Source organism: Paraburkholderia sp. SIMBA_054, assembly GCF_046534875.1.
In the GTDB taxonomy this organism is placed as follows: domain Bacteria; phylum Pseudomonadota; class Gammaproteobacteria; order Burkholderiales; family Burkholderiaceae; genus Paraburkholderia; species Paraburkholderia hospita.
This window is the reverse complement of sequence record NZ_JAWRXV010000008.1, coordinates 20804-33245: the sequence shown is the minus strand read 5'-3', so window position 1 is coordinate 33245 and position 12442 is coordinate 20804. Positions and strand designations below refer to the sequence as shown.

The 12442-nt window shown below is 62.7% G+C and carries 11 protein-coding genes; 7 read left to right on the top strand and 4 right to left on the bottom strand.

Features of this window, described 5'->3' with window-relative positions:
• Nucleotides 1–101 precede the first annotated feature (101 nt).
• The 7 genes from SB822_RS11680 (at nt 102) to SB822_RS11650 (ending at nt 7900) form a co-directional block, all read left to right on the top strand.
• Nucleotides 102–1181, top strand: coding sequence for a tartrate dehydrogenase (locus tag SB822_RS11680; protein ID WP_007583241.1), 1080 nt, complete (start codon nt 102–104; stop codon nt 1179–1181).
• 17 nt (nt 1182–1198) lie between these two features.
• Nucleotides 1199–2671, top strand: a complete 1473-nt coding sequence (locus SB822_RS11675; RefSeq protein ID WP_410854722.1) for an NAD-dependent succinate-semialdehyde dehydrogenase — start codon at nt 1199–1201, stop codon at nt 2669–2671.
• Nucleotides 2668–3645, top strand: coding sequence for a M14 family metallopeptidase (locus tag SB822_RS11670; RefSeq protein ID WP_410854721.1), 978 nt, complete (start codon nt 2668–2670; stop codon nt 3643–3645). Before SB822_RS11675 ends, SB822_RS11670 begins: the two co-directional genes overlap by 4 nt.
• Before the next feature lie 40 nt (nt 3646–3685).
• Nucleotides 3686–4030, top strand: coding sequence for a cupin domain-containing protein (locus tag SB822_RS11665; RefSeq protein WP_007583246.1), 345 nt, complete (start codon nt 3686–3688; stop codon nt 4028–4030).
• 250 nt (nt 4031–4280) lie between these two features.
• Nucleotides 4281–5291, top strand: coding sequence for an ABC transporter substrate-binding protein (locus tag SB822_RS11660; RefSeq protein ID WP_007583249.1), 1011 nt, complete (start codon nt 4281–4283; stop codon nt 5289–5291).
• A gap of 112 nt (nt 5292–5403) precedes the next feature.
• A complete protein-coding gene (locus SB822_RS11655; protein ID WP_410854720.1) occupies nt 5404–7119 on the top strand; it encodes a GMC family oxidoreductase in 1716 nt (571 codons plus the stop codon).
• A gap of 361 nt (nt 7120–7480) precedes the next feature.
• The gene (locus tag SB822_RS11650) at nt 7481–7900 is read left to right on the top strand and encodes a type II toxin-antitoxin system HicB family antitoxin (RefSeq protein WP_079503172.1); all 420 of its coding nucleotides are present in this window, start codon (nt 7481–7483) and stop codon (nt 7898–7900) included.
• Nucleotides 7901–7959: 59 nt separating this feature from the next.
• Here SB822_RS11650 and SB822_RS11645 read toward each other — a convergent pair whose 3' ends face one another.
• The 4 genes from SB822_RS11645 to SB822_RS11630 are packed head-to-tail and all read right to left on the bottom strand — an operon-like array spanning nt 7960 to nt 12441.
• Nucleotides 7960–9387, bottom strand: coding sequence for an aldehyde dehydrogenase family protein (locus tag SB822_RS11645; RefSeq protein ID WP_410854719.1), 1428 nt, complete (start codon nt 9385–9387; stop codon nt 7960–7962).
• Nucleotides 9388–9407: 20 nt separating this feature from the next.
• Complete coding sequence (locus SB822_RS11640) at nt 9408–10205, bottom strand: ABC transporter permease (protein ID WP_410854718.1); 798 nt, start codon at nt 10203–10205, stop codon at nt 9408–9410.
• Nucleotides 10202–11113, bottom strand: a complete 912-nt coding sequence (locus SB822_RS11635) for an ABC transporter permease (protein ID WP_007583258.1) — start codon at nt 11111–11113, stop codon at nt 10202–10204. Before SB822_RS11635 ends, SB822_RS11640 begins: the two co-directional genes overlap by 4 nt.
• Entirely contained in the window at nt 11110–12441 is a 1332-nt protein-coding gene (locus SB822_RS11630) for an NAD(P)/FAD-dependent oxidoreductase (protein WP_410854717.1), read from the bottom strand. The genes SB822_RS11635 and SB822_RS11630 overlap by 4 nt, the downstream gene beginning before the upstream one ends.
• Nucleotide 12442 lies beyond the last annotated feature (1 nt).

The window sequence follows — 12442 nt, the reverse complement described above, 5'->3', positions numbered from 1 at the left end:
GCGATTTTATGACGGTTAATCAGGAATAGACTAGTCGTTAGTGAACGCTGGGCCTGAATGACCCGAACCCTTTCCGACATTTTCCCGACGAGGAGACCCGTATGACCCGCAACTATCGCATCGCAGTGATTCCCGGCGACGGCATCGGCAAGGAAGTGATGCCCGAAGCGCTGCGTGCGCTCGACGCCGTCAGCAAGCGCTACGGCATCGGCATCGACTATCAGCACATCGAGTGGGCGAGCTGCGACTACTACGCGCAGCACGGCCAGATGATGCCCGACGACTGGAAGCAGCAGCTCGAAGGCGTCGATGCCGTGCTGTTCGGCGCGGTCGGCTGGCCCGACACCGTGCCCGATCACATCTCGCTGTGGGGTTCGCTGCTCAAGTTCCGCCGCGAGTTCGACCAGTACATCAACCTGCGTCCCGCGCGCCTGTTCGAAGGCGTGCCGTCGCCGCTCGCGGGCCGCAAGGCGGGCGATATCGACTTCATGATCGTGCGCGAGAACACTGAGGGCGAGTACTCGTCGGTGGGCGGCACGATGTTCGAAGGCACCGAGCGCGAGTTCGTGATGCAGCAATCGATCTTCACGCGCAAAGGCTCCGAGCGCGTGCTGAAGTTCGCGTTCGATCTCGCGCAGCGCCGCGAGAAGAAGATCACCGTTGCGACCAAGAGCAACGGCATTTCGATCAGCATGCCGTGGTGGGACGCACGCGCCGCAGAGATGGCCGCGCGCTATCCGGACGTTACGTGGGACAAGCAGCACATCGATATTCTTTGTGCACGCTTCGTGTTGAATCCGGACCGCTTCGACGTGGTAGTCGCGACCAATCTGTTCGGCGACATCCTCTCCGATCTCGGCCCGGCCTGCACGGGCACGATCGGCATTGCGCCGTCGGCGAACATGAACCCGGACCGCGTATTCCCGTCACTGTTCGAACCCGTTCACGGTTCCGCGCCGGACATCGCGGGCAAAGGCATCGCCAATCCGATCGCGATGATCTGGTCGGCGGCGATGATGCTTGATTTCCTCGGCAACGGCGCGGGCAAGGAACGCGAAGCGCACGACGCGATCCTCGCCGCGATCGAAGCCACGCTCAAGGAAGGCCCGCATACGGGTGACCTGGGCGGCAAGGCGAATACGGCGGAAGTGGGCGCGGCTATCGCGCATCGCCTCGCCTGAATCACAGGAGTCTTTAGATGACCAAGCGATACGAGTTGAGCGAACTGATCCGCAGCGACAATTTCATCGACGGTAAGTGGGTAGCGTCTGCTAAGGGCAAGCGCTTCGACGTGACGAACCCGGCGACGGGCGAAGTGATCGCGCAGATCGCCGACAGCGACGCCGCCGACGCGCGCGCCGCCACCGATGCCGCCGCCCGCGCCTTCCCCGCATGGCGCGACGCCTTGCCGAAAGATCGCGCCGCCGTGCTACACCGCTGGCATGCGCTGATGGTCGAGAACGCCGACGCGCTCGGCCGCCTGATCTCGCTCGAACAGGGCAAGCCGTTTGCCGAAGGACGCGGCGAGGTGATGTACGGCGCGTCGTATGTCGCGTGGTTCGCGGACGAAGCGACGCGCATCTATGGCGACATCATTCCGCAGCAGCAGCGCGGCAAGCGCATGAGCGCGGTGAAGGAGCCTGTCGGCATCGTCGCCGCGATCACACCGTGGAATTTCCCGCTCGCGATGATCGCGCGCAAGATCGCGCCCGCGCTCGCGGCAGGCTGCACGGTCGTCGGCAAGCCGGCTGAAGACACGCCCCTCACTGCCCTCGCGCTTGTAATGCTCGCGCATGAAGCGGGCGTGCCGGCAGGCGTGCTGAACCTGATTGCGTCGTCGCGCGAGAACGCTGTGGGCGCGGTCGCCGACTGGCTCGCCGACAGCCGCGTGCGCAAGATCACGTTCACGGGCTCGACGCCCGTCGGCAAATATCTGGCGCGTGAATCGGCGGGGACGCTGAAGAAGCTGTCGCTGGAACTGGGCGGCAATGCGCCCTTCATCGTGTTCGACGACGCCGATCTCGATGCCGCCGTCACGGGCCTGCTGGCCGCGAAATTCCGCAACGGCGGTCAGACCTGTGTGTGCCCGAACCGCGTGTACGTGCAGTCCGGCGTGTACGAGCGTTTCGCGGACCTGCTGGCGACGCGCGTCGCAGCGCTGAAGGTCGCGCCCGCCACCGATCCCGCTGCGCAGATCGGCCCGATGATCAACGCGCGCGCAATCGACAAGATCGCGCGTCACGTCGACGACGCCGTGGCTCGCGGTGCGCGCGTGCTGACGGGCGGCAAGCGCCTGCCGGAACTCGGTCCGAACTACTACGCGCCGACCGTGCTCGCCGATGCAACGCCCGACATGAACCTGAGTTGCGAAGAGACCTTCGGCCCAGTCGCGCCGCTGTTCCGTTTCGACGACGAAGCCGAGGCGATCCGCGCGTCCAACGACACGCCGTTCGGCCTCGCATCGTACTTCTATAGCCAGGACGTGCGGCGCATCGACCGCGTCGCGCGGCAACTGGAAGCGGGCATCGTCGGCATCAACGAAGGCGCGCTCGCGAGCGAAGCCGCGCCGTTCGGCGGCGTGAAGGAATCGGGCTACGGCCGCGAAGGCTCGAAATACGGCCTCGACGATTACCTGTCGATCAAATACCTCTGCCAGGGCGGACTCGAATGAACGCGCACGCCTATCCAATCGAAGTCGCATTCCCCGACATCGCCGTGCACGAGCACAGCGACACGGGCATCGCGTACGTGCATACCTTCGATTCGGGCGTCGCCGGTCCGCACGTGATGATCAACGCGCTCACGCACGGCAACGAGGTGTGCGGCGCGATCGTCGTCGATGCGCTGCTGCGCGCGAAGCTGCGCCCACGGCGCGGCAAGCTGACGCTCGCGTTCGCGAACGTCGACGCGTATGCGCGTTTCGATCCGTCGAAGCCGGACGCGGCGCGCTTCGTCGATCAGGACTTCAACCGCGTGTGGACGGCGCAAACGCTCGACAACAGCGCGCTCGATTCGAGCGAGTTGCGCCGCGCACGCGCGATGCGGCCCGTGATCGATACCGTCGATCTGCTGCTCGACCTGCATTCGATGCATGAGAAGAGCAAGCCGTTGATCGTCGCCGGGCCGCTCGACAAGGGTATCGCGCTGTCGGAAAAGCTCGGCACGCCCGCCACGGTGATCTGCGACGAAGGCCATCCAGAAGGCCGCCGCATGCGCGACTATGAAGGCTTTGGTAATCCGCAAAGTGCGAAGAACGCGTTACTGATCGAATGCGGACAGCATTGGGAAGCGGGCGCTGTAGCCGTTGCGCGCGATGTGACGGCGCGCTTTCTGGTGCTGTCCGGCGTGGTCGATGAAGCCGACTTGCCCGAAGGCTGGACCCTGCCGCTGCCCGACGAAATGCTGATCGTGCGCGTGACGGAGCCTGTCGTCGCGAAGAGCCTCGACTTTCGCTTCGCAGGCGACTACACGGGCTTAGAGGTGTTTCCCGAAGCGGGCAGCGTGATTGGCTGGTCGGACGGTGAAGCCGTGCCCACGCCCTATCCCGACTGCATGCTCGTGATGCCTTCGCTCAGGCAGTTGCGCGCGGGCGTGACGGTCGTGCGGCTCGGCAAGATCGAGAAGCGTATCGCAAGAACCCAATAGCTTTTGCCGTCATTCCAACCATCGTCAACGAAAACACGAGATGAAAGTCCAGCAGATCAAACAAAGCATTGCATTGCAGGGGCTGGAGGCCTGGGGCACGGCCGGGCTTCCAGGCACGCCGGAGATCCAGGTATCGGGCGTGCAGAAAGTGATTCGCGGCAGTGAGGCGATCGATACGGGCATCTTCGAATGCACGCCCGGCACGTATCGGCGCTCGGTCAAGCAGGCCGAAGTGATGCACTTCCTCAGCGGCCGTGGCCGCTTCACGCCCGACGGCGAAGACACGGTTCACTTCTCGGGCGGCGACACTCTGTTCTTCGAGGCCCACACGGAAGGCACATGGGAAGTCGAAGAGACGATGCGCAAGGTCTACGTGATCTTCTGACGGCATGCGATCGGTGAGAGCCCTGGTGACGTGCACATCAAGCGTCTGACATAACACTACGTCATGGGGACTCCAACAATTCCGGCGTTGCTCCGCCGAAATTGACTCACTATATTTTCAATCAATCCCGCGTTGTTCTGCTTCCTGCGTCACGCCGGAAGCGCGACAGCACGACCTGGAAGATGTCTTTCGCTTCAACCGTGTCGAGGAAAAAGTCGTGATCAATAAAACGAAGTTGCGCCCACTAGTTATGACGCTCGCGTTGAGCATCGCGGGTATGGCGCCCGCGTTCGCGGCGGGGAAAATCACTTTCGTCTCACAAGGCGGCACGTATCAGGAAGCGCAGACCAAGGCGATCCTCGATCCTGCTGCGAAGGAGCTGGGCATCACGATCGCCCAGGACAGCATTCCCGACGCCTGGCCACAGATCAAGGCGCAAGGCGCGACGGGCAAGCCAATCTGGGACGTGGTCGATACACCGACATCGAACTGTCTGCGCGGTGGCCGCGAAGGTCTGCTGGAAAAGCTGGACTTCTCGAAGATCCCGAACGCAGCGGCCGTGCCGGAAAAATATCGCACGCCGTATTCGGTTGCGTACGAGTTCTATTCGACCGTGATCGGCTACAACAAGAAGAACCTCAAGAAGGTGCCGCAAAGCTGGAAAGACTTCTGGGACGTGAAGAACTTCCCCGGCACGCGTGCGCTGCGCAACGATCCGCAGACGGTGCTCGAAGCGGCGCTGCTCGCCGACGGCGTGCCGCGCGACAAGCTCTATCCGCTGGATGTGGATCGCGCGTTTAAAAAGCTGCAGCAGATCAAGCCCGACATTACCGTGTGGTGGACTTCGGGCGGCCAGTCGGCGCAATTGCTGCACGACGGCGAAGTGGACATGACGATGATCTGGAACGGCCGCGCCAGCGCCGTGAAGAAGGATGATCCCGATGTCGACTTCACGTTCAATGACGGCATTCTGCAGAACACGCAGTTGTGTGTGCTGAAGAACGCGCCGAATCTGCCCGACGCGATCAAGTTCGTCAACGCTGCGTTGTCGCCGGATTTGCAGGCGAATCTGCCGCTCTATATCGACTACGGTCCGGGCAACCCCGCGGCGTTCAAGACGGGCAAGATCACCGCGAAGCGCGCGAGCGAACTGCCTAGCTCGCCGGATAACGCGTCGAAGCAGGCGCTGATGTCGGAAGAATGGTGGGCCTCCGACGCAGGGATTCAGGCCAAGGCGCGCTGGCTGAAGTTCATGCAATAACGTAGTCGCGCATTGCCAATCAGGCGCCCGCAGGAACGTCGTTCGTTGCGGGCGTTTTTCATTTGATCGCTTTTCACGCACTGTCGGCGACACGCGCCGCACAACATTCGACGTGATCGACTATCTGATTCTGGGCGGTGGATCGGCAGGTTGCGTGCTGGCTGCGCGGCTGTCCGAAGATACGGGCAAGAGCGTGTGTCTGATCGAAGCGGGCCGCGATATCTCGCAAGCGACTATGCCCGATGCGATCCGCAGCCGCTATCCGGGCCGCGCGTATCTCGACACGCGCAACATCTGGCAGCAACTGAAAGCGCGCATGAGCGCGCCAGCGGCGCTGCGCCGCTATGAACAGGCGAAGCTGCTGGGCGGCGGCTCGGCGATCAACGCGCTGATGGCCAACCGCGGCGCACCCGCCGATTACGACGAATGGGAAGCGCTCGGCGCGCGCGGATGGAACTGGCAAGCGTGTCTGCCCTATTTCCGCAAGCTCGAAACCGATTGCGACTTCGGCGGCGAGCTGCATGGCGCGGGCGGGCCTGTGCGCATTCAGCGCACCCGCTGGCCGCGTATCTCGCCGTTCGTACAGGCCGTGCTCGGCACGCTGCAACAGCGCGGACATGTGCTGCGCGACGATCAGAACGGTCCGTGGGAAGACGGCACGTTCGTCGGCTCGATCGCCGTGAGCGCAGCGGGCGAGCGCATTCCGACTTCCATCTGTTATCTCGACGATACCGTGCGTGCGCGCACGAATCTGTCGCTACGCACGGGTCTCGTCGTCGAGCGGATATTGTTCGACGGGCAGCGTGCAACGGGTGCGCGGGTTTTGCATGCGGACGGCACGCATGAAGACGTGCACGCGGGGCGTGTGATCGTCAGTGCTGGCGCGATTCATAGTCCTGCGCTGCTGCTCAGAAGCGGCATCGGTCCCGCCAGCGATCTCGCCGCGCTCGGCATCGAGGTGCGCGCAGACCGCGCGGGCGTGGGGCGCAATCTGATGGAGCATCCGTCGATTGCCGTGTCGGCCTTTCTGCCGAGCGCCGCGCGAACGCCGTTTCCCGACGAGCATCATGAACAGGCGATCGTGCGGTTTTCTTCTGGGTTGCCCGATACCGTGCCTGGCGACATGCACGGCGCGATCCTGTCGCGCTCGGGCTGGCATTCGGTCGGTTATCGGCTCGGGACGATTTTCTTCTGGGTCAACAAGTCGTATTCGCGCGGGTCTTTGAAGCTTGCATCGGCGAGTCCTTTCGACGAGCCGCTGGTCGATTTCGCGATGTTGTCGGACCTGCGCGATCTCGAACGGTTGAAGCTCGCGTTGCGCTTTGGTGCGCAGACGCTGGCAGCGCCTTCGATGGCGGCGCACCGCGATGCCATTTTTCCATCGAGCTATTCGCCACGCGTCGCGGCCGTGGCCGTGCCGGGCGTGTGGAATGCGTTTCAGCGTGGGGCGTTGAGCGCGCTGCTCGATATTGCCGGGCCGTTGCGTGGGTCGCTGATCCGGCGCGTGGTGACGCAGGGTGTTTCGATCGATGAACTGCTAGCCGATGACGCTGCGATGACTGAGTTTGTCACGCGATCGGTTGGTGGGACGTGGCATCCGTCGGGGACATGCAGGATGGGGGCGCCCGGCGATCCGTTGGCCGTGACCGACGCGGACGGCGCCGTGTATGGCGTGGAAGGACTGCATGTGTGCGATGCGTCGCTAATGCCGTCTATCCCGTGCGCGAATACCAATGTGCCGACGATTATGGTGGCGGAGAGGGTGGCGGAGATGATAAGAGCATCCGGAGGAGTCCGAGCCGGGTCCTATGCCCCAATTTGTCTCTGAGAAAAAATACAACAATTTTGTTGCAAATATCCACTTATAAATACAACATTTATGTTGTAAGTTTCTCCCTTCATAACAACATAGGGAGAACATGAAATACAGCGAGTTCAGGACGTGGCTGAAGCAGCAAGGCGCGACGTTCGAAAAGCGCCGAAGCGGCGCAAGTCACTACCGGGTGACGCTCAATGGCAGGACCACCATCTTCCCCGATCACGGTGCGAAGGAAATGGGTAAAGGACTGACTGGTGGAAGCCATCAGGAAGCAACTCGGTATCTGGTGAAGCAGAGAGCCCTACGCAGGCTCTCTCACTCGCGTATCACGTCCATGTTCTTTGAAAGAATGGCAAACCACGACACACGTATGCTCAGCTACCCGATCAGCCTGACACCCGACGACAACGGAACGTTGCTCGTCACGTTTCCGGATGTTCCCGAAGCCATCACCGTCGGCGACAACGAAGAAGACGCGAAAGTGCAAGCCCTGGATGCGCTTGAGGCCGCGTTCGAAATCTACTTCGCGGAGAAGCGAAGCATCCCGATGCCTTCGAAGGCCAAACGCGGGCAATCCGTCGTCACGTTGCCGGCGCTTGTGACCGCAAAAGTGCTGCTCGCCGACGAGATGCTGCGTCAGAACGTACGAAAGGCTGAACTCGCGCGGCGGCTCAGCGTCAATCAGGTGCAGGTGGATCGACTTCTGAACTTCGGCCATTCATCGAAGATCGAGATGGTCGAGTCGGCGTTTGCGGTATTAGGCAAGCGTCTTGATGTTCGGGCGGTCTAAGACGCGCCGCAATTCCCGGAATGGAAGCCCCGCGTCAACGGAGCTTTCCATTCCGCCTCTTATCCCCCAAACCCCACCACCCCCTTCACCTCCAGAAACGCCTCCAGCCCCCACTCGCCATACTCGCGGCCGTTCCCCGATTGCTTGTACCCGCCGAAAGGCGACCCCGCGTCCCACGCCGGATAGTTCAGATACACGCTGCCCGCGCGCATCCTGAACCCGACCCGCCGTGCCCGCTCGATGTCCGCCGATTGCACATAAGCCGCCAGCCCAAACGGCGTATCGTTGGCGATCGCGATCGCGTCTTCTTCATCGCGATACGGCATGATCGCCAGCACGGGACCGAATATCTCGTCGCGGGCGATCGTCATCGACGGGTCCACGTTCGCGAACACAGTCGGCTTCACGTAGTAGCCGCGCGTCAGCCCATCGGGACGTCCAGTGCCGCCCGCCACCAGTTGCGCGCCTTCGTCGATCCCGATACCGATCAAGCGCTGCACACGCCCGAACTGCACGTCGCTGACCACCGGGCCCATCGTCGTATCCGCGGCATCGGCCGGACCGACACGATGGGCATCGGCCGCGCGCCGCGCGATGTCGACCGCTTCGTCGTGCCGCGACGCGGGCACGAGCATGCGCGTCGGCGCGTTGCACGACTGGCCGCTATTGCCGAAGCACGAATTGACGCCAGCCGTCACAGCCGTTTCGAAATCGGCGTCGTCGAGCAGGATGTTCGCCGACTTGCCGCCCAGTTCCTGGTGAACGCGCTTGACGGTCGGCGCAGCGAGCTTCGCGATCTCGATGCCGGCGCGCGTGGAGCCCGTGAACGACACCATGTCGACATCGGGATGACTGCACAGCGCCGCGCCCACGGTCGGCCCATCGCCATTGATCAGATTGAAGACACCAGCGGGGACGCCAGCGGCATCGATGATCTCGGCGAACAGCACGGCATTGAGCGGCGACACCTCGCTGGGCTTCAACACCATCGTGCAGCCCGCGGCGATCGCCGGCGCGACCTTGCAGACGATCTGATTGATCGGCCAGTTCCAAGGCGTAATCAACGCGACGACACCGACGGGCTCATGATTGATCAGCGTCGTGCCCTTCTTGCGCTGCCATTCGAAGGTCTCGCACGTGCGCAGCACTTCTTCCAGATGCCGCTTGCCAAGACCCGCCTGCCACGCATGCGCGAGCTTAGCGGGCGCGCCGATCTCGCGCATGATCGTCTCGGCCATCTCGTCATAACGTTCGAGATACACATCGAGAATGCGCCGGATCAACGCAACGCGTTCTTCAGGCTGCGTCCTGGAAAACGACGCAAACGCGCGCTTCGCCGCCGCCACAGCGCGATCGACATCCTGCGCATTGCCGAGCGCCACTTCGGCAAACGGCTCTTCGGTGCAGGGATCGATGACTGGCAGACGCGCGGAGCTGGACGGCTCGACCCAATCGCCGTCGATATAGAACTTCAGTGAATTGGACATCCGGTTTCCGTAGAAAGAAATCAGGCCCGCGCGACGGCCGACGAACGGCGGCTCACGACGACGATCATCACGAGGCACAGCGTCAGCGCCGTCAGCATCGTGCTGATCGCGGCGATGGTCGGATCGATTTCATCACGCAACGTGACGAACATGCGCCGCGTCAGCGTCTGGTTCGAACCGCCCGAAATGAACAGCGCGACGACCGTTTCATCCAGCGCCTGAATGAACACGAAGACCGAGCCGGAGATGACACTCGCCTTGATCTGCGGCAGCGTCACTGCCATGAAGCTGCGAAAGCGGTTCATGCCGAGGCTGCGCGCGACCATTTCCTGCGTGCGATCGAAGGTCCGCAAATCGGCGCCCACCGAGATCAGCACATACGGCAGGCCGAGCATCGTATCGGCGATGATCAGCCCGGTGAGCGTATTCACATACCCAGCCTGTGTGAACACAAAGAACACGCCCACGGCGACGATGATGATGGGGACCATCAACGGCAGCATCAGCAGCGTGCGCAGATAGCGCATCGACCAGTGCGAGCCGTGCTGGATACCATACGCAGCCGCAATGCCGAGCGGCGTCGCGATCAGCGCGGCGCACACGGATGCCGTCAGCGTCACGCGCGCCGCGTCGATCCATGCAGGGTTGTCGAAGAACGAGTGATACCAGCGTAGCGAATATGCAGGCGGTGGAAACGTCATGAAGCGCGTATCGGAGAACGACAGCGGCACGACGATCACCACGGGCAGCATCAGAAACACGAGGATCAGCACGACGCCCGCACCGAGCGTCAGCCTTCCAAATGAGAGCTTGTTCATTTCGCGCCCAGGGTCTTTTCGAGTGGAATCACGCGGCTCGCCGCATAGAAGATCGCGAACACGCAGACCAGCAACACGACGCTGACCGCACTCGCCGCGCCCCAACTGTTGTAGATCTCGACATTGCGGCTCACCACCATCGACACCATGATCGACTTGCCGCCGCCCATCAGCTCAGGCGTGATGTAGAAGCCGAGGCACAGCACGAACACGAGCGTCACGCCTGCGACGACGCCGCTCATCGATAGCGGCAGGAACACGCGCCAGAACACATGCAACGGCGAACCACCCAGGCTCGCGCCCGCCTGCGACAGATTGCCGGGGATCTTCTGCATCGCGGAGTAAAGCGGCAGCACCATGAACGGCAACAGGATGTGCACCATCGCGACAATCGTGCCGAACTGGTTATACGAAAGCTGCAACGGCCTGTCGATCAAACCCATCGACAGCAGCGCCTTGTTCACGAGCCCCGTGCGTTGCAGCAGCACGAGCCACGCATACGTGCGCACGAGCACGCTGGTCCAGAACGGCAGGATCACCATGCCGAGTATCAGCGCGCTCCATTTCGGCGGCACGGATGCCGCGAAATACGCCACGGGATATCCGAGCAGCAACGTAATGCCCGTCACGATGATGCTCAGCTTGAACGTCATCAGAAACGTGTCCAGATACGTGCCAGTGAAAACCCGCTGATAGTTGACGAGCGTGAATGCGCCGTCGTGATAGATCGACTGCCACGAAAGCCACGCCAGCGGCACCACCAGCAACACCACGACGACGAGCAGCGCGGGCGCCATCAGCAGCAGCATCGCGCGGTCTTCGCGCTGCTGGTGACGTACCGACGGATCGATCGTAGTGGCCTGCATCACAGTCTGTTCCTGCAAAACGTGTTTGGCTGTCGTCATCATGCACCCACTGCGTCGAGAAACTGATACCACGCGGCAACGAGCCTGACGCCCGGCGCACGCAGTGAATGAAACGGCACGGGCCGCAAGCCTTCCTGCGCCAGCAGCGCCAGCTCCGGCTTCTCGCCGAGCGCCAGCGCAGCAGCGTGTTGCCCGATCAGGCTCGCCATCGCGACACCTGCTCCGTTATACCCGAGACAGAATGTCGTGACGTCGTCACTGCGCCCGACATGCGGCAACGCGTTGAACGTCATGCCCACATACCCCGACCAGCCGTACTCGACACGCACGCCCGCAAGATCGGGAAAGAGCGCGGCCATCGCGCGCTGCAACGCATCGAAGCCCGTTGCCTGCTCTTCCTTGCCGAACGCATCGCGGCCGCCGAACAGCATACGGCCATCCACCTTGCGAAACCACTTCATCATGCGACGCGTTTCGGTATAGCTGCGCCCGTTGACCATCAGCTTCGCGTCGAGTTCCGCCGACAATCTTTCCGTGGCTATCATTGCGCTGCGAAACGGCACGAGTTCGCGCTGATACTGCGATGTGGCCTGCGTGAGATTCGAGTAGGCATTGGTTGCTACGATCACCTGCTTCGCGCGCACGCTGCCGCCGGGCGCGCGCAGCATCACGCCATCCTGCACACGCGTCATGTCGAGAATCGGCGTCGATTCGTAGATGGGCACGCCGCGTGCCGTCAGCGCGCGCGCAATGCCGCATACGTATTCGAGCGGCAGGATCGTGCCTGCATCGGCGCTCAGCACGCCGCCGACAAAGCCGTTCGAACCTGTTTCGTGCGTGATTTCCTCGCGCGACAGCACGCTCATCGATCCATCGCCAAGCTGCGTTCGCACCCAGTCGGCTTCCGCCCGAATCGACGCGAACGCGCGCTCGGTGTGCGCGCAACGCAGACTGCCCGTATGTTCGAAGCGCGCACGCTCCAGCTTGAACTCATCGACGAACTGCTCGACCACGCGCACGCCTTCATGCGCGAGCCGATGCATGCGCCTTGCGGTGTCGAGGTCGTACGCGCTTGCAATCGACGGAAACGACAGCCGGAACTTCGACGACACCACGCCGCCATTGCGCCCGCTCGCGCCCCAGCCAACAGGATTCGCGTCGAACACCGCGCAATCGACACCGCGCTTTTGCAATGCATACGCGGCCGCGAGGCCCGAGTACCCCGCGCCGATGATCGCCACGTCGACGATCAGATCGCGCGTAAGCGGCGCGCCCGTGCTGACGGGCGCTTCCGTGACGGGCGAGCGCGCGGCCATCGCCCGCCAGAGGGAGTCCGGCTGCGGATTGTGCGGTGTCGTCGGCGCGAGCATG

Coding starts and splice junctions, on each gene's coding strand:
- SB822_RS11680 (WP_007583241.1), top strand. CDS start 102: ATGACCCGCAACTATCGCATCGCAGTGATTCCCGGCGACGGCATCGGC.
- SB822_RS11675 (WP_410854722.1), top strand. CDS start 1,199: ATGACCAAGCGATACGAGTTGAGCGAACTGATCCGCAGCGACAATTTC.
- SB822_RS11670 (WP_410854721.1), top strand. CDS start 2,668: ATGAACGCGCACGCCTATCCAATCGAAGTCGCATTCCCCGACATCGCC.
- SB822_RS11665 (WP_007583246.1), top strand. CDS start 3,686: ATGAAAGTCCAGCAGATCAAACAAAGCATTGCATTGCAGGGGCTGGAG.
- SB822_RS11660 (WP_007583249.1), top strand. CDS start 4,281: ATGACGCTCGCGTTGAGCATCGCGGGTATGGCGCCCGCGTTCGCGGCG.
- SB822_RS11650 (WP_079503172.1), top strand. CDS start 7,481: ATGCTCAGCTACCCGATCAGCCTGACACCCGACGACAACGGAACGTTG.
- SB822_RS11645 (WP_410854719.1), bottom strand. CDS start 9,387: ATGTCCAATTCACTGAAGTTCTATATCGACGGCGATTGGGTCGAGCCG.
- SB822_RS11640 (WP_410854718.1), bottom strand. CDS start 10,205: ATGAACAAGCTCTCATTTGGAAGGCTGACGCTCGGTGCGGGCGTCGTG.
- SB822_RS11635 (WP_007583258.1), bottom strand. CDS start 11,113: ATGATGACGACAGCCAAACACGTTTTGCAGGAACAGACTGTGATGCAG.
- SB822_RS11630 (WP_410854717.1), bottom strand. CDS start 12,441: ATGCTCGCGCCGACGACACCGCACAATCCGCAGCCGGACTCCCTCTGG.